This is a genomic window from Actinomadura sp. ATCC 39365 (assembly GCF_054392275.1).
In genome coordinates this window covers 4,894,281-4,910,995 of record NZ_CP184335.1, presented here as the reverse complement: position 1 = coordinate 4,910,995, position 16,715 = coordinate 4,894,281, and the positions used below count along the sequence as shown (strand labels likewise).

General features: G+C 72.9%; 13 protein-coding genes and 1 pseudogene. 12 read left to right on the top strand and 2 right to left on the bottom strand.

The window, feature by feature from the left end:
• Positions 1-4: 4 nt before the first annotated feature.
• On the top strand, positions 5-664 hold the full coding sequence (locus ACNF49_RS24155) for a GntR family transcriptional regulator (RefSeq protein ID WP_357981734.1): 660 nt from the start codon (positions 5-7) through the stop codon (positions 662-664).
• A gap of 11 nt (positions 665-675) precedes the next feature.
• Here ACNF49_RS24155 and ACNF49_RS24150 read toward each other — a convergent pair whose 3' ends face one another.
• Entirely contained in the window at positions 676-1,869 is a 1,194-nt protein-coding gene (locus ACNF49_RS24150; protein WP_482945057.1) for an amidohydrolase, read from the bottom strand.
• Between the two features lie 141 nt (positions 1,870-2,010).
• On the opposite strand from ACNF49_RS24150, the gene ACNF49_RS24145 reads away from it, so the two are divergent.
• From ACNF49_RS24145 to ACNF49_RS24095, 11 genes and pseudogenes are all read left to right on the top strand, one after another.
• Complete coding sequence (locus ACNF49_RS24145) at positions 2,011-2,967, top strand: helix-turn-helix transcriptional regulator (RefSeq protein ID WP_482945056.1); 957 nt, start codon at positions 2,011-2,013, stop codon at positions 2,965-2,967.
• A gap of 374 nt (positions 2,968-3,341) precedes the next feature.
• Positions 3,342-3,716, top strand: a complete 375-nt coding sequence (locus ACNF49_RS24140) for an STAS domain-containing protein (protein WP_482945055.1) — start codon at positions 3,342-3,344, stop codon at positions 3,714-3,716.
• A gap of 178 nt (positions 3,717-3,894) precedes the next feature.
• On the top strand, positions 3,895-8,160 hold the full coding sequence (locus ACNF49_RS24135) for a HAMP domain-containing protein (protein WP_482945054.1): 4,266 nt from the start codon (positions 3,895-3,897) through the stop codon (positions 8,158-8,160).
• Between the two features lie 24 nt (positions 8,161-8,184).
• Positions 8,185-10,038, top strand: a pseudogene (locus tag ACNF49_RS24130) (PAS domain-containing protein); the annotation flags it as partial.
• Between the two features lie 37 nt (positions 10,039-10,075).
• A complete protein-coding gene (locus ACNF49_RS24125) occupies positions 10,076-10,534 on the top strand; it encodes a PP2C family protein-serine/threonine phosphatase (RefSeq protein ID WP_482945577.1) in 459 nt (152 codons plus the stop codon).
• 114 nt (positions 10,535-10,648) lie between these two features.
• Positions 10,649-11,128 (top strand): ATP-binding protein, encoded by a 480-nt coding sequence (locus ACNF49_RS24120; RefSeq protein ID WP_482945053.1) that lies wholly within the window; start codon positions 10,649-10,651, stop codon positions 11,126-11,128.
• A 19-nt stretch (positions 11,129-11,147) separates the two neighbouring features.
• On the top strand, positions 11,148-11,492 hold the full coding sequence (locus tag ACNF49_RS24115; protein WP_352331477.1) for a YciI family protein: 345 nt from the start codon (positions 11,148-11,150) through the stop codon (positions 11,490-11,492).
• Positions 11,489-12,715 carry an RNA polymerase sigma factor gene (locus ACNF49_RS24110; RefSeq protein ID WP_482945052.1) on the top strand — a complete coding sequence of 409 codons (1,227 nt, stop codon included), beginning with the start codon at positions 11,489-11,491 and terminating at the stop codon, positions 12,713-12,715. Before ACNF49_RS24115 ends, ACNF49_RS24110 begins: the two co-directional genes overlap by 4 nt.
• A 31-nt stretch (positions 12,716-12,746) precedes the next feature.
• Positions 12,747-13,334 carry an ArsR/SmtB family transcription factor gene (locus tag ACNF49_RS24105; protein ID WP_357977567.1) on the top strand — a complete coding sequence of 196 codons (588 nt, stop codon included), beginning with the start codon at positions 12,747-12,749 and terminating at the stop codon, positions 13,332-13,334.
• 1 nt (position 13,335) lies between these two features.
• A complete protein-coding gene (locus ACNF49_RS24100; RefSeq protein WP_482945051.1) occupies positions 13,336-14,070 on the top strand; it encodes an SRPBCC family protein in 735 nt (244 codons plus the stop codon).
• A 7-nt stretch (positions 14,071-14,077) separates the two neighbouring features.
• Positions 14,078-14,560, top strand: a complete 483-nt coding sequence (locus ACNF49_RS24095; protein WP_482945050.1) for a metallophosphoesterase family protein — start codon at positions 14,078-14,080, stop codon at positions 14,558-14,560.
• Here the strand turns inward: ACNF49_RS24095 and ACNF49_RS24090 are convergent.
• On the bottom strand, positions 14,553-16,658 hold the full coding sequence (locus ACNF49_RS24090) for a molybdopterin-dependent oxidoreductase (RefSeq protein ID WP_482945049.1): 2,106 nt from the start codon (positions 16,656-16,658) through the stop codon (positions 14,553-14,555). The two genes, ACNF49_RS24095 and ACNF49_RS24090, sit on opposite strands and share 8 nt — an antisense overlap.
• Positions 16,659-16,715: the final 57 nt, after the last annotated feature.

The window sequence follows — 16,715 nt, the reverse complement described above, 5'->3', positions numbered from 1 at the left end:
GGGCATGGTGGCAGGAGCCGGGTTCGAGCCCGAGTCCGTACGCGTCATCCGGCGGCTGCGCGACGACATCCTCGACGGCGTCCGCCCGCCGGGCAGCAAGCTCGTCGAGCGCGACCTGGCCACCGAGCTCGGCGTGAGCCGGGTGCCGGTGCGCGACGCCCTGGCCACCCTGGCCGCCGAGGGGCTGGTCACGTTGCGGCCCCGCACCTGGGCCGTGGTGCGCGAGTTCACCGCCCGCGACGTCGCCGACCTGGTGGAGGTGCGTTCGGCGTTCGAGGCCGTCACCTTCCAGCTCGCCGCCCGGCGGCACGACGCGCAGGGCCTGCGGCGGCTGCGCGCCGACCTCGACGCGGAGCTGCGGGCGGCGCGCGCCGGCGACGCGATCCGCGCCCGGCGGGCCGCCGCCGACTTCCACGAGACGGCCACCGCCATCGCGGGCAACGACCTGCTGGTCGAGCTGGGGCAGGTGCTGCGCAGCCGGATGCGCTGGCTGCTCGGCCGGCACGACGACCTCCAGGTGGTCGCCGACGAGCACCGCGAGCTCTTCGAGGCGATCGCCGCCCGCGACGTGACCCGCGTCGGCGAGCTGGTCGCCCGGCACGGGGCGACCAGCGGCCGGCTCATCAGGGAGCACGCCGACCGGCGGCGATCCGGCGGTCCCTGACCCCGCGTGGGTCAGGCGCCCAGGAGCACTTCGCCGTCGCGGGCGACCACCCGGCCGCCGGCGACCACGAGCGCCCGCGGCGGCACCCGCACGAGCGCGTCCGGCACGTTCTCGGCGTCGACGAGCACGACGTCGGCCCGCGCCCCCGCGACGAGGTCGTGCCGGTCCCGGTGCACGAACGGCGCCGCCTTGCTCGTGGCCAGCTCCACGGCGGCGGTGAGCTCGTCGTCGGAGCGCAGCCCGTGCAGCCGGGCGAAGCCGAGGGCGATGCGCAGCAGGTCGCCGTCACCGAACGGCGACCACAGGTCCCTGATCCCGTCGGTGCCGAGGCCGAGGCCGATGCCGCGCTCGGCCATGCCCCGCCACGGGAGGGGCGCGGTGCGCACCGGCGCGACCGTCGCCCAGGAGATGCCCGCCGCGGCGAGGTCGTCGAGCAGGCCGCGCCGGCGTTCGGGGGCCAGGTCGCCGAGGGCGAAGCCGTGGGAGACGGTGACCTTGCCCTGAAGGCCGGTCCTGAGCGTGCGGTCGATGATCAGCTCGTACTGGAAGGCGCCGAGCTCGCCGCCGTCGTGCAGGTGGATGTCCAGGCCGACGCCGCGGCGCTCGGCGATCTCGAACAGGCCGTCGAGCTGGGCGACCGGGTCCCGGTCGATGGTCGCGGGGTCGATGCCGCCGATGCTGGTGGCGCCCGCCTGCGCCGCCTGGTCGAGCAGGTCGAGCACGCCGGGCCGGCGGATGACGCCGTCCTGCGGGAAGGCCACGATCACGACCTCGATCGCCCCGTCGAGCCGCTGCACGGCCTCGCGGACGGCCTCGATGCCGCGCAGCCCGACCCCGAGGTCGACGTCGACGTGGGTGCGGGTGGCCGTGGTGCCGTGCCGCAGGAACTCACGCAGCACCGCCACCGTGCCGTCGACGCCGGGGATGCCGTACTTGTCCCGTTCGGCGCGCTCGTGCTCGATGCGGCCCTGCGTGGTCGCCACGCCGCCGTACGACACCCAGGGCCGGCCCCACCAGCTCTTGTCGACGTGGGCGTGGGCGTTGACGAAGCCGGGCAGGGCCAGCAGGCCGCGGCCGTCGATCAGCTCGCCGGCGGGCGGGGTGGTCCCGGCCGGGAGCACGGCGGCGATCCGGGTACCGGCGATGGTCAGGTCCACGGGGGCGCCGCCCCAGGGGCGCACGTTGGAGATCGTCCAGGAAGTCACCCGGAAAATGGTATACCAAAAACGGATCGTCCCTGGCAGGGGGCCCTGTCCCGTCCTCGTCCAGCCGTTGTCGTAGGTGCCTGCGAAAATCGGCACGGGCCGCGGCAGGCGCGGTCTCACCGACCGGAAAGAGGTGGTCCGATGGACCCAGAGGTCTTCGACAGCCGTGACATCGGCCAGACGGAGGAGTTCCTCAGCAAGGCATACGCCAAGATGCGCATCGGCTCCGACGTGAAGAACCCCCGCACCCGGATCTCGCGCCAGGTCATGGGCTCGGTCAGCATCGACCAGCTCCACCTCGAATACGCGATGAGCTACGACGTCAACCCGCTCGGCAAGGTGTGCCTGTGCGCGGTCGAGACCGGCACCATCGCCCAGCAGGTCGCCGGCGGGCCGGACGAGCTCTTCGGCCCCGGCGACACGGTGCTGTTCGCCCCGCACGACCTGCCCTACGCCGGCGAGATCCGCCGCTCGCGCTACGACATCATCATGTTCGACCCCGCGCTGCTGCAGCAGGTGGCCGGCACGCTGCCGGGCCGCCGGGCCGAGCCGGTCCGGCTGGTGGGGCACCGCCCGGTCTCCGCCGCCGCCGGCCGCCATCTGCGGCGCACGCTCGCCTATCTGCGCGACGACGTCCTGGCCGCCCCCGAGCTGGCCGCCGAGCCGCTGGTCGTCTCCACCGCCGGGCAGCTCCTGGCCGCCAGCGTGCTCACCACCCTGCCCACCAACGCCGACGACGCCGCCCCCGGCGCCATCCGTCCCGAGGCGCTGCGCCGGGCGACGGCCTTCATCGACGACCACGCCGACCTGCCCATCGGCATCGACGAGATCGCCACCGCCGCCCGGGTCAGCGCCCGCGCCCTCCAGTACGCCTTCCGCCGGCACCTCGGCACCACCCCGCTGGGATACCTGCGCCAGGCCCGGCTGGCCCGCGCGCACGCCGAGCTGAAGGCCGGCGGTCCCGCCACCACGGTGACCGCCGTCGCCGCCCGCTGGGGCTTCTTCCACCCCGGGCGCTTCGCCCAGCTCTACCGGGCCGCCTTCGGCTGCTCGCCCGGCGACACCCTCCGCTCCTCGGCCGAGCCTCGCCGCGATTGATCCTCTGGTGCCCGTTTCGTTCTATGGACAGGAGTGAGCCGGATTCTTCGTCTCATGTGCTGACCCGCCACCGCTGAAGGCTCAAGGGTTGGAGGCGAGCACCGATCGCCGCGGCACGGAGGAGATGATCGCGATTGAGTCCCGGCCGTAGCGGCGACATGGCGCGTCCGCGGCGAGGGCATAGCCGCAGGCCAGGCGATCGAGAGGCAGCACAGTCGGGGTGGCCGCGCCCTCCGGGCGACCGCGTCGGACATGTGATCGAGCCGATCCCACCGCCGGTCTGTGATGCCTGACCTCCTTCGTCGGCCGCCGCACCCGTCCGCCTGCCGTTCCGGCCGGACGGGCCTTCGTGCTGCCCGGCCTCCGGTGAAAGCGTGACGCCTCTGAGCATGAGCTGCCGCGACCTGCCCGGCGGCGTGCTGGTGACCGTGATCGGCGAGCTCGACTCCTCCAACTCACCGCGGCTGGAGTCCTTCACCGAACGGCACCTGCGGCCCGGGGCGGGGATGGTGCTCGACCTGGGTGGGCTGACCTTCATGGACAGCCGCGGCCTGCACGTGTTGTTACGCCTCAACGCCGCGGTGCTCGAAGGGGGCGGCGTCCTTCGCCTGGCCGGCGTGCAGGAGTTGCCCGCGCGTGTGCTCCAGGTCACCGGCGTGTGGTCCTCGCTGACCGTCCACGCTCAGGTGGGCGACGCCGTGGCCGCGATGGGCGCGCAGCGCCCCGGCAGTCTCCGCGAGTCGTCGTGAGTGGCCCGCGCCGCATCTCGGCGTTCGGGGCTGAAGATCATGAGTGCCGGCTCTAGAATCCGGATGACCAACAACCACGACTGTTCCGTCAGTGACCTCGATCATGGCCTCCTGATTGGGGCCGTTCGCGAGGTCACCGGCAGGACAGTCCTGACACGTCGTAGGACACGAGGGTGACATGAGCGAAGCGATGACCGGTGGCTCCCGTTCCGCGTCCGGGGGCGCCGAGGTCGGCGAGCTTCGGCTGCGTCAGCTGCTCGGCGGGCTGACGGCGGTCCGTGACGGTGATTTCCGTACTCGTCTGCCCGAGGATGCCGACGGGTTGCTGGGTGAGATCGCCTCGGTGTTCAACGGCATGGTCGATCAGTTGTCGTTGTTCACCTCCGAGGTGACGCGGGTGGCGCGTGAGGTGGGCACGGACGGGCGGTTGGGTGGTCAGGCCGATGTGCCGGCGGTGTCGGGCACGTGGAAGGACCTGACCGAGTCGGTGAACGCGATGGCGGGCAACCTGACCGATCAGGTGCGCAGTATCGCGCAGGTGACGACGGCGGTGGCGCGGGGTGATCTGTCGCAGAAGATCACGGTGCATGCGCGTGGGGAGATCCTGGAGCTGAAGAACACCGTCAACACGATGGTGGATCAGTTGTCGTCGTTCGCCGACGAGGTGACGCGGGTGGCGCGTGAGGTGGGCACCGAGGGTCAGCTGGGTGGTCAGGCCGAGGTGGAGGGGGTGGCGGGCACCTGGCGTGATCTGACCGACTCGGTGAACTTCATGGCGGGCAATCTGACCGATCAGGTGCGGAACATCTCGCAGGTGGCCACGGCGGTGGCGCGGGGTGATCTGTCCCAGCGGATCACGGTGTCGGCGCGTGGGGAGATCCTGGAGCTGAAGAACACGCTCAACACGATGGTGGATCAGTTGTCGTCGTTCGCCGACGAGGTCACGCGGGTGGCGCGTGAGGTGGGCACGGACGGGCGGCTGGGTGGTCAGGCCGATGTGAAGGGTGTGTCGGGTACGTGGAAGGCGTTGACGGAGTCGGTCAACGTGATGGCCGACAATCTGACGGCGCAGGTGCGCAGTATCGCCGAGGTGACCACGGCGGTGGCCAAGGGTGATCTGACGCAGAAGATCCGGGTGGATGCGCGTGGGGAGATCCTGGAGCTGAAGGAGACCATCAACACGATGGTCGATCAGTTGTCGGCCTTCGCCGACGAGGTGACCCGGGTGGCGCGTGAGGTGGGCACCGAGGGCAACCTGGGCGGCCAGGCGACCGTCCGAGGGGTGTCGGGCACCTGGAAGGACCTCACCGACAACGTCAACGTCATGGCCTCGAACCTGACGAGCCAGGTGCGCAGCATCGCCCAGGTGGCCACCGCCGTCGCCCGCGGCGACCTGTCGCAGAAGATCACCGTCGAGGCCAAGGGCGAGGTCGCGGCGCTCGCCCAGACGATCAACACCATGGTCGACACGCTGAGCGCGTTCGCCGACGAGGTCACCCGCGTGGCCCGCGAGGTCGGCACCGAAGGCCAGCTCGGCGGCCAGGCCCGCGTCCCGAACGTGGCCGGCACCTGGAAGGACCTCACCGACAACGTCAACTCGATGGCCGACAACCTGACCAACCAGGTGCGCAGCATCGCCCAGGTCACCACGGCGGTGGCCAGGGGCGACCTGACCAGGAAGATCGACGTCGACGCCCGCGGCGAGATCCTTGAGCTGAAGACCACCATCAACACGATGGTCGACCAGCTGTCCTCCTTCGCCGCCGAGGTCACCCGCGTGGCCCGCGAGGTCGGCAGCGAAGGACGGCTCGGCGGCCAGGCCGAGGTCGAGGGAGTGTCCGGCACCTGGAAGCGGCTGACGGAGAACGTCAACGAGCTGGCCGCCAACCTGACCCGGCAGGTGCGCGCCATCGCCGAGGTCACCAGCGCGGTCACCTCCGGCGACCTGACCCGCTCGATCACGGTCGACGCCGAGGGCGAGCTGGCCGACCTGAAGGACAACATCAACTCGATGGTCAAGTCGCTGCGCGAGACCACGACCGCCAACGAGCAGCAGGACTGGCTCAAGTCCAACCTCGCCCGCATGTCCGGTCTCATGCAGGGCCACCGCGACCTGGCGGCCGTCGCCGAGCTGGTGATGAACGAGCTGGCCCCGCTGGTCAGCGCCCAGTACGGCGCGTTCTTCCTGGCCGAGGAGAACGAGCTGCAGCTCATCAGCGCCTACGGCTACCCGGCCGACCCCGGCAGGCCCACGAGGTTCCGGCTCGGCGAGGCGCTGGTCGGCCAGGCCGCCCGCAGCCGCCGGGTCATCGCCGTCGACGACGTGCCCTCCGGCTCCGTCCGGATCTCGACCGGTCTCGGCACGATCGAGCCCGCCTCGGTGGTGGTGCTGCCGATCGTGGTGGAGGAGCAGGTGCTCGGCGTGATCGAGCTGGCCTCGGTGCAGGCGTTCACGCCGGTCCACCGGGCCTTCCTCGACCAGCTCATGGAGACGATCGGGGTCAACCTGAACACGATCGTCGCCAACGCCCGCACCGACGAGCTGCTGGCCGAGTCGCAGCGGCTCGCGGCCGAGCTGCAGGCCCGGTCGGAGGAGTTGCAGCAGCAGCAGGAGGAGCTCCAGCGCTCCAACGCCGAGCTGGAGGAGAAGGCCACGCTGCTGGCCCGCCAGAACCAGGACATCGAGACCAAGAACCTGGAGATCGAGCAGGCCAGGCAGGAGCTGGAGGACCGCGCCCACCAGCTGACGCTGGCCTCGACGTACAAGAGCGAGTTCCTGGCGAACATGAGCCACGAGCTGCGCACGCCGCTCAACTCGCTGCTCATCCTGGCCCAGCTGCTGGCCCAGAACCACACGCGCAACCTGACGGCCAAGCAGGTCGAGTACGCCGAGATCATCCACTCGGCCGGCTCCGACCTGCTCCAGCTGATCAACGACATCCTCGACCTGTCCAAGGTCGAGGCGGGCAAGATGGACATCAACCCCGAACGCGTGCCGTTGCGCCAGCTTCTGGACTACGTCGAGGCCACGTTCCGGCCGATGACGTCGCAGAAGAGCCTCGACTTCACGATCACGAACGCCCCCGGCATCCCGGTGGAGGTCGTGACCGACGACTCGCGGCTGCGCCAGGTGCTGCGCAACCTGCTGTCGAACGCGGTCAAGTTCACCGAGACCGGCAGCGTCGAGCTGCGCATCGAGCCGGCCGCCCAGGACGAGCTGCCGGCCTCGGTGCGCCAGCACGGCGCGGCCATCGCCCTGCGGGTGGTCGACACCGGCATCGGCATCGCCGCCCAGCAGCTCGAAGCCATCTTCGGCGCGTTCCAGCAGGCCGACGGCACCACCAGCCGCAAGTACGGCGGCACCGGCCTCGGCCTGTCCATCAGCCGCGAGATCGCCCACCTGCTCGGCGGCGCGATCGGGGCGCAGAGCACGCCGGGCCAGGGCAGCGTGTTCACCCTCTACCTGCCGATCGCCCGGCCGGACTTCATCGGGCTCTCCCCGAAGAAGGCCCTGGCCAACCCCTCGGTCGTCGTCGAGGCCGCCCGCGTCACCACGCCCGAGCAGGAGGCGGCCGCTCCGGCCAGGTCCCACCAGCCGCAGCCGCGCCGCCTGCTCGTGATCGAGGAGCGGCCGCAGGGCCTGCTCTCGCACGTGGCCGAGAGCGTGGTGACGGAGCTGGCGCTGAGCAAGGACGAGACGATCGAGATCGTCACGGCCGCCGGAGCGCAGGAGGCCGCGGCCACGCTCGCCGCCGACCCCTGCCACTGCATCGTGCTCGACCTCGACCTGCCCGACCAGAGCGCCTACCGCCTGCTGGAGGCCATGGACGGCGACCAGGCCCTGAACTCGGTGCCGGTCCTGGCCTACAACAACTGGCGGGCCAGCTCCCAGCAGGCGGTGCCGTTGCAGACGCGCGAGGGCGGCCAGCCGCTGGAGCTGCTGTCCAGCCTCGACGAGCTGCGCGAGCGCATCGCCCTGCACCTGACCGCCGACCAGCCCGGCGACGTGCTGCCGCTGATCCGGGCCGGGAACGTCAACCAGCTCTCCGGGGCCGAGATCGACACCTCGCTGACGGGCCGGACCGTGCTGATCGTCGACGACGACGCCCGTAACCTGTTCGCGCTGACCAGCATGCTGGAGGTGCACGGCATCGACGTGCTGCACGCCGAGGACGGCCGCAAGGGCATCGACACGCTCGTCGCCCACCCGCAGATCGACCTGGTGCTGATGGACGTGATGATGCCCGAGATGGACGGCTACACCGCCACCGCCCGCATCCGCGCGATGGCCCAGTACGCCGACCTGCCCATCATCGCGGTCACGGCCAAGGCGATGCCGGGCGACCAGGAGAAGGCGCTGGCGGCCGGCGCGAGCGACTACGTGACCAAGCCGGTCGAGGCCGACCATCTGGTCGAACGCATCCGTCACTGGCTCGGCGCCTGACCCGTCCCCCCAAGGAGCAACGCAGTGCACCACCCGCACGATCCGGCGGCCGCCGTGCCGCCGGAGCGTACCGAGCCGCCCAATCTCGGCCGCCTGGCCGCGACGGTCGACCGCCTGCACAGCCAGATCCTGGAGGCCCAGCGGGCCGCCGAGGGCCGCGCCCTGGTCGAGGTGGCCAAGGGCGTGCTGGTCGAGCGCCTTCAGTGCAGCCTGGCCGCCGCCGCCAGGCAGCTCGCCACCCTGGCCGACCAGGCGGGGGTGACGCAGCTGGAACTGGCCGCCGACATCATCAACCAGGCCGCCCACGACCGCATCAGCGAGGCCGCCCGCGACTTCCTGAGCTCGGCCCGCGCCGAGGAGTCCGCGGAGGTGGCGGTGCGGCTGCGTACCGCCGAGAACGGGGCGCTGACCGCCACCGACGCGCAGGCCGTGGCGCAGTCGCTGCTGGAGCACGCCCTGTCCGCGCTCGGCGCGACGACGGTCGCCATCTGGGAGGCCGGGCCGGACGCGTCGCTCACCCTGGCCGGATACGCGGGGCTGGCCGACGAGGAGGCCAGGCGCTGGCGTTACGTGCCGCCGGGCGTCGCCACACCGGCCCGCCGCGCGCTGCTGGCCCGTGGCACGGTGTGGCTGGACGACCTGGCCGCCGTCGGCCTGCCCTCGATCGGGCAGCGCCAGACCCCCGGCGCGCGGGCGACCGCGCCCGCCGGGACGGGCGGCCGGATCCTGGGCGTGCTGGAGATCGGCTGGCCGCACGCGATGCCGCGGCCCGACGCGCGGGTCGTCAAGCAGATCGAGGTGCTGGCCGACCTGTGCGCCCACACCTTCGAGACCACCGACCAGGCCGTCCACGAGCCGCAGGTCCTGCCCGAGCTGATCGACCTGGCCGACGCGATGCCGGACGCGGCGCTGGTGCTGCGCCCGCAGCTGGGCACCGAGGGCCGGCTGACCGACTTCCGCATCGTGCACGCCAACCCGCGCTTCCTCGACCCCGCCGGGCGGCCGCGCGGCGAGGTCGTCGGGAGCCTGTTCCTGGAGGCGTACCCGCTGGCCGCCGAGGAGGGCGCGCTGCTGGCCAGGATCGAGCACGTGCACGCCACGGGCGAGACCTTCAGGGCCGAGAAGATGACGATCACGGCCCTGGTGGACCAGATCCCGCTGCACACCGTCGCGGGCATCGCGATCATCCGGCTCGGCGACGGCGTGCTGCTCATCTGGCGGCTCCAGGACCAGGACGCCCAGCTCGCCAACCTGCTCCAGCACGCCCAGCGGCTCGGGCGCATCGGCGGCTTCGAGGAGAACCTGCTCACCGGCGAGATCGTCTGGAGCGCCCAGCTCCACGACCTGTACGGCATGTCCCTCGACGAGCCGCCCATCCCGCTGGAACGCCTGGCCACGCACGCCCACCCCGACGACGCCGTGGCCATCGGCCGGTTCGTCCGGGCCGTGCTGCACCACCGCCGTCCGGCCTCCACCGCCTACCGGCTGCAGCGGTCCGACGGCACCGTACGGCACATCAGGGTGGTCGCCGAGCCCGTCTTCGACGACAGCGGCCTGCTGCTGTCCATCCGCGGCGCCTACCAGGACATCTCCTCCCAGCACTGGACAGAGGTGGCGCTGGCCGCCACCCGCGACCAGCTCGCCCACACCGAGCAGCAGGCCGCCGAGCGCAACCGGCTGGCCCTGCAGCTCCAGCAGGCGATCATGCCGCCGAGCCGGGAGCCGCTGGAGGCGTTCGACCTGCAGATCGCCGTGCGCTACCGGCCGGCCGAGAAGGAGCACCTGGTCGGCGGCGACTGGTACGACGCCGTCGTGCTGCCCACCAAGCAGATCCTGCTGTCGGTCGGCGACGTCGCCGGGCACGGCATCGAGGCGGCCACCGGCATGGTCGTGCTGCGCAACGCGCTGCGCGGCACTGGCCGCCACCGGCGCCGGGCCGGGCCAGCTGCTGACCTGGCTCAACCTGGTCGCCCACCACCTGACCGCGAACGTCACCGCGACCGCGATCTGCGGGCTGTTCGACCCCCGCACCCGCGTGCTGCGCTACGCCAGGGCCGGGCACCTGCCGCCCATCCTGGTCCGCGACGGCCAGGCCAGGGAGCTCGACATGACCAAGGGCCTGCTGCTCGGGGCGGTCGCCGAGGCCGAGTACGAGGAGACGCACGTGCAGCTCGCCTCCGACGACATCCTGCTCATGTACACCGACGGCCTGATCGAACGACGTGACGTCAACCTGCACGAGTCCCAGCAGCGGCTGCTGGACACCGCCCGGCATCCCGCGGCCACCCTGGAGCAGCGCCTCGACCACCTCCTGACGCACAGCAACTCCGACACCGACGACGACACGTGCATCATCGGCGCCCGCCTCCAGTAACCGTCCGCGCCGCGGCCGGGCGGCCCGGGAGTTTGCCGGGCTCCGGTCTGGTAAGCAACCAAAGCCGGGTTTCCCGCCACGCCACACCCAGGCAGGACTGATCAGACCATGGGCATGGAACCGGAGCTACGCTGTCCCATCAGCACCGATCTCGACGCCATCCGCGGCCTCGTGCGCGACCACGCCGGCCGCGGCGGGCTGTCCGGTGAGCGCCTGGACAACTTCGTGCTGGCGGTCAACGAGGCGGTCACCAACGTCCTCGACCACGGCGGCGGCACCGGCACCGTGCTGGCCCGCACCGACGCCGGCGGCGTCATGGTGGAGATCGCGGACGAGGCCGGCCGGCTCAGCGCCGCCCACCTGGCCGCGGCCGAACACGGCCGCGCCCACTCGGCGGGGTTCGGCTTCGGCCTGTGGCTGATCCAGCACCTGTGCGACCGCGTCGAGCTCGACCAGAGCCCGCGGGGCTCCCGGTTACGCCTGCACATGAGCGTGCGGACCGCCCACGACCGGCAGCCCGGCACCCTCGTCCCGCAGGGCTGCGACCGGCCGGGCCCGCCCGGCCTGGCCCGGCCGGATTTCCCGGAACCCTAGGATGAGGCAGGTGAAATACATGCTGCTCATCTACAGCAACCCCGCCGCCCAGCAGGCCGTCGCCGACGGCTTCGACCAGGTCATGGCCGAGGTCGACGCGCTCATGGCCGAGCTGGAGGCCAACGGCGAGCTGGCCGGGGGCCAGGCGCTGGGCGACCCCGCCTCCTCCAAGACCGTGATGGTGCGCGACGGCGTGCCCGCCGTCACCGACGGCCCCTTCCTGGAGGCCAAGGAGTACCTGGCGGGCTATCTGATCGTCGACTGCGCGAGCGTCGAGCGGGCCACCGAGATCGCCGCGCGCTGGCCGGACGCGCGACTGTGCGCCATGGAGGTGCGGCCGGTCATCGACGAGGTGGCGGAGTGATCGAAGGGCTGCTGCGCGAGCTGGCGCCGCAGGTGCTCGGCGTGCTCGTCCGCCGCTACGAGCAGTTCGACGCCTGCGAGGACGCCGTCCAGGAGGCCCTGCTCGACGCCGCCGTGCAGTGGCCCGACCAGGGCGTGCCGGACAACCCGCGGGCCTGGCTGATCACGGTCGCCTCCCGCCGGGTCATCGACCACTTCCGCAGCGAGAGCGCGCGCCGGCGGCGGGAGGAGAGCGCGGCGGTCGCCGTCCCGGCCGACGAGTTCGTCGAGCCGGCGCCGGGCGAGGAGCGCACGCCGTCCGGCGACGACACGCTGACGTTGTTGTTCCTGTGCTGTCACCCGTCGCTCTCGGAGCCCTCTCAGCTCGCGCTCACGCTGCGGGCCGTGGGCGGCCTGACCACGGCGCAGATCGCGGCGGCGTTCCTGGTGCCGGAGGCGACGATGGCCCAGCGCATCAGCCGGGCCAAGCAGCGCATCAGGTCCACGGGGGTGCCGTTCGGGCCGCCGCCGGAGCAGGAGCGGGCCGAGCGGCTGCGCGTGGTGCTGCACGTGCTCTACCTGATCTTCAACGAGGGTTACACCGCCACCTCCGGGCCCGACCTGCAGCGGCCCGAGCTGACCGGCGAGGCGATCCGGCTGGCCCGGCTCGTCCACCGGCTGCTGCCCGGCGACGGCGAGGTCGCCGGGCTGCTGGCGCTCATGCTGCTGACCGAGGCGCGGCGGGCGGCGCGCACCGGGCCGGGCGGCTCGCTGGTGCCGCTGGCCGAGCAGGACCGCTCGTCGTGGGACCGGCGGCTGATCGAGGAGGGCGTCGAGCTGGTCAGCAAGGCGCTGGCCACCAGCGCGCTGGGCCCGTACCAGTTGCAGGCGGCGATCGCGGCCGTGCACGACGAGGCGCCCACGTCCGCCGAGACCGACTGGCCGCAGATCCTGGCGCTCTACGGCGTGCTGGCCGGGCTGGAGGACAACCCGGTGGTGCGGCTCAACCAGGCCGTGGCCGCCGCCATGGTGCACGGCCCGCGGGCCGGGCTCGACCTGCTCGAAGGCCTGGCCGGCGACGACCGGCTCGCGGGCCACCACCGGCTGGCCGCGGTCCGCGCCCACCTGCTGGAGATGGAGGGCGACGCGGAGGGGGCGGCGCTGGCCTTCCGCGAGGCGGCCCGGCGTACGCTCAGTCTGCCTGAGCAGCGCTATCTGGAGGGCAAGGCCGCCCGGCTGGCTTGACAACGATTTTTTTCGGTGCGATCGTTCAGGCATGCACGAAGTGGCAGTGATCGAAGACGCGGCGGCCGCCGAGGCGTCGCTCGACCCGATGCGGTCGAAGTTGCTGGCCGAGCTGGTCGAGCCGGGCTCTGCCACGTCCCTGGCCGCCAAGGTGGGCCTGGCCCGGCAGAAGGTCAACTACCACCTGCGCACCCTCGAACGCCACGGGCTGGTCGAGCTGGTCGAGGAGCGCAGGAAGGGCAACGTCACCGAGCGCGTCATGCAGGCCACGGCCGCCTCCTTCGTGATCTCCCCCACGGCTCTGGCCGCCGTGCAGCCCGATCCCGCCCGGTCCCCCGACCGGCTGTCGGCGCGCTGGCTGCTGGCCCTGGCGGCGCAGCTCGTCCGCGACGTCGGCACGCTGATCACCGGCGCGGCCAAGGCGCAGAAGAAGGTGGCCACGTTCGCCATCGACGGCGAGGTGCGCTTCGCCTCGGCCGCCGACCGGGCCGCGTTCGCCGAGGAGCTGGCGCAGTGCGTGACCTCGCTGGTCAGCAAATATCATGACGAGTCCGCGGAAGGCGGGCGGGATCATCGTCTGATCGTCGCCGTGCACCCGTCCGTGAAGAAGGGCTCCTGAGGTGGGGCACGAGTTCGAGATCCCCCTCGAGTCCATGGTCGAGGCGACGCCCGAGCAGGTGTGGGAGGCCATCACCACCGGGCCGGGCATCGACTCGTGGTTCATGGGCCGCAACGAGGTCGAGGGCGGCGCGATCCGCACCGCCTTCGCCGGGGCCGAGCTGCCCGAGTCCAGGGTGACCGCCGAAGATCCGCTCAAGCGCTTCGCCCACTCCGGCGTCCCGGGCCCCGACGGCCGTTTCGTGGCCTACGAGTTCCTGCTGGAGGGCCGCGGCCAGGGCAGCACCCTGGTCCGCATGGTCACCAGCGGCTTCCTGCCCGGCGACGACTGGGAGCAGGAGTACGAGGCGATGTCCACGGGCCTGGCCCTGTTCTTCGCGACGCTGACGGAGTACCTCGGCCACTTCGCCGGCCGTACCGCGACCCCGCTCACCGAGTCCGGCCCGCCGGTGGGCGACTGGCCGCGCGCCTGGCGGTCCCTGTACGCCGCCCTCGGCGGCCGCCCCGAGCCCGGCGACACCGTCCGGCTCACGCCGCCCGGCCTGCCCCCGGTCCAGGGCGTGGTCTACTTCCGCAACGCCCAGAGCGTCGGCGTCCGCACCCCCGATGCCCTCTACCGGTTCGTCCAGGGCATGGGCGGCAGCATGCTCGCCATGCACCTGCTGTTCGGCGACCCCGCGCACCAGGCTCCGGCCTGGCGGGCCTGGTTGGAGGATCTGCCCGCGGATCGGGCATGACTCCTGGATGAACGTGGTGGCGCTGTCCGACACCCACGCGCCCAGGCGGTGGCGCACCTGCCCGCCCCGGGTGGCCGCGCACCTGCGTCGGGCTGACGTCATCCTGCACGCCGGCGACGTCTGCGTGCGCCCGGTGCTCGACGAGCTGGCCGCCTACGCCCCGGTGCACGTGGTGAAGGGCAACAACGACGGCCCCGACGTGGTGGCGCCGGAGACGCTGGAGCTGACCCTGGAGGGCCTGCGGATCGGGATGATCCACGACAGCGGACCCGCCAAGGGCCGTCTGGCCCGCCTGCGCCGCCGCTTCCCCGAGGCCGCCCTGGTGGTCTTCGGCCACTCCCACATCCCGCTCGACGAGTCGGGCGACGGGCTGCGCATCTTCAACCCGGGCTCCCCCACCGACCGCCGCCGCCAGCCGCACGGCACGCTCGGGCTGCTGACCGTCGAGGACGGCGTGCTGACCCGCGCGGAGATCGTGCCCGTCACCTGAGCGGCTCGACGGTGACGGGCACGCCGTTGAGCGCCGCGGTGCCGGTGAGCTCGTCCAGGAGGTGGGGGTCGGTGAGGTCGTTGGCGCTGGCGCCGCCGAGCGTGGTCGCGACCGACAGCAGCACGCCCGGCCGGTCGTGGCCGTAGCCGTGGGGCAGGCTGACCACGCCGGGCATGACGTCCTCGCTCGCGCCGACCTCCACCGTCACCTCGCCGCTGCGGGAGCGCACCAGGACCGGCGCGCCGTCGGTGAGCCCGCGGGCGCGCAGGTCGTCGGGGTGCATGAGCAGGTGGTGCCGGGGGCGGCCCTTGGCCAGCCGGGCGGAGTTGTGCAGCCAGGAGTTGTCGTCGCGCAGGTGCCGGCGGCCGATCAGCAGCAGCCCGGCGCGGGCGGTGGCGGGGGCGGGGGCGAGGAGCTCGGCGCGGGCGCGGGCGAGCCCGTCGAGCAGGACGGGCGGCGCGGCCTGGACGCGGCGGCCCGGCGTGCGCAGCCGGCCCGGCAGGCTCGTCTTGAGCGGGCCCAGGTCCAGCCCGTGCGGGTGGCGGCGCAGCCGCGCCACGCTCAGCCGGTACGGCCCCGCCCGCAGCCCGAGGTCCACGATCCGCTCCGGCGAGAGCCGCAGCATGAGCCGGTCGGACAGCGAGCCGGCCCGGACCAGGCGGCGGTATCGCCGGGCCAGCTCGCGCAGGATCTCCCAGTCGTGCCGGGCGCCGGGCGTCCTGGGCAGCACGGCCGGGGTGTAGCGGGCGTGGTCGCGGACCGCGACCAGGTTGAAGACGAGGTCGTAGTGGTCGCGTTCGAGCAGGTCGGTGGGCGGAAGGATGACGTCGGCGTGCCGGGTGGTCTCGTTGACGTAGAAGTCGAGGCTGACCATGAAGTCGAGCCCGGCCAGGGCCCGCGACAGCTCGTGCCCGCCGGGGGCCGAGCGCACCGGGTTGCCGGCGATGGTCACCAGCGCCCGCACCTGCCCCTCGCCGGGCGTGCGGATCTCCTCGGCGAGCGCCGCGGCGGGCAGCTCGCCGCCGAACTCCGGCAGGCCGCGCACCCGGCTCCGCCACCTGCCCTCGTGGCCGGGGTCGATCAGGCGGTTGCGCACCGGGTCGACGGCCGGCCTGCTCATCAGCGTGCCGCCGGGCCGGTCGAGGTTGCCGGTGACCAGGTTCAGCAGCTGGATCCCCCACTGGCACAGGGTGCCGAACCGCTGGGTGGACACGCCGATCCGGCCGTAGGCGGCGGCGGTGGGGGCGGCGGCGAACTCGGCCGCGATCCGGGTGATCACCTCGGCCGGCACGCCGGTGACGGCCGCGGCCCGCTCGGGCGTGAACGCCTCCAGCGCCGGGGCCAGCCGGTCGAGCCCGTCCACGTAGAGCGCGGGACGGGCGGCGCCACCGGCGATGATCAGGCCGACCATGGCCAGGATGAGCGCGGCGTCGGTGCCGGGGCGGACGAAGTGGTGCTCGTCGGCCAGCCGGGCGGTCTCCGTGCGGCGCGGGTCGAACAGCACCATCCGGCCGCCGCGGGCCCGCAGGTCGCGGATGCGCCGGACGACGCCGGGCGCGCTCATCACGCTGCCGTTGGAGACGGCCGGGTTGGCGCCGAAGGCCAGGAAGTAGGCCGTGCGGTCGATGTCGGGCACGGGGAGCAGCCACTGGCTGCCGTACAGGTGGCGGGCGACGTACTGGTGCGGGAGCTGGTCGAGGGAGGCGGCGGAGTAGCGGTTGCGGGTGTCCAGCAGGCGGGCGAACGGCGGCGCGTGCGTCAGCGCGCCCAGGCTGTGGACCACCGGGTTGCCGAGGTAGACGGCCACGGCGTCGGGGCCGTGCACGATGCGCGTCCCGGCCAGCCGGGCGGCGACCAGGTCGAACGCGTCCGCCCAGGAGACCTCGCGCCAGCCGTCCGGGGTGCGGACCACGGGACGGCGCAGCCGGTCGGGGTCCTCGCGCACGTCCTGCAGGGCCACCGCCTTGGGGCACAGGTGCCCGGCCGACAGCGGGTCGTCCTCGTCGCCGCGGATGCCGGTGATCCGGTCGCCGTCCAGGTCGACGCGCAGGCCGCACATGGCCTCGCACAGGTTGCAGGTCGCGAGCCGGGTCACCATGTGACCAGGCTATGAGCGCACGCGCCCGTCCCCGAGGCGCCACCCCGGCGACCGTCC

Excerpts from the sequence above, each read along its gene's own strand:
- ACNF49_RS24155 (WP_357981734.1), top strand. The coding sequence starts at position 5 with ATGGTGGCAGGAGCCGGGTTCGAGCCCGAGTCCGTACGCGTCATCCGG.
- ACNF49_RS24145 (WP_482945056.1), top strand. The coding sequence starts at position 2,011 with ATGGACCCAGAGGTCTTCGACAGCCGTGACATCGGCCAGACGGAGGAG.
- ACNF49_RS24135 (WP_482945054.1), top strand. The coding sequence starts at position 3,895 with ATGAGCGAAGCGATGACCGGTGGCTCCCGTTCCGCGTCCGGGGGCGCC.
- ACNF49_RS24120 (WP_482945053.1), top strand. The coding sequence starts at position 10,649 with ATGGAACCGGAGCTACGCTGTCCCATCAGCACCGATCTCGACGCCATC.
- ACNF49_RS24115 (WP_352331477.1), top strand. The coding sequence starts at position 11,148 with ATGCTGCTCATCTACAGCAACCCCGCCGCCCAGCAGGCCGTCGCCGAC.
- ACNF49_RS24105 (WP_357977567.1), top strand. The coding sequence starts at position 12,747 with ATGCACGAAGTGGCAGTGATCGAAGACGCGGCGGCCGCCGAGGCGTCG.
- ACNF49_RS24095 (WP_482945050.1), top strand. The coding sequence starts at position 14,078 with ATGAACGTGGTGGCGCTGTCCGACACCCACGCGCCCAGGCGGTGGCGC.
- ACNF49_RS24090 (WP_482945049.1), bottom strand. The coding sequence starts at position 16,658 with ATGGTGACCCGGCTCGCGACCTGCAACCTGTGCGAGGCCATGTGCGGC.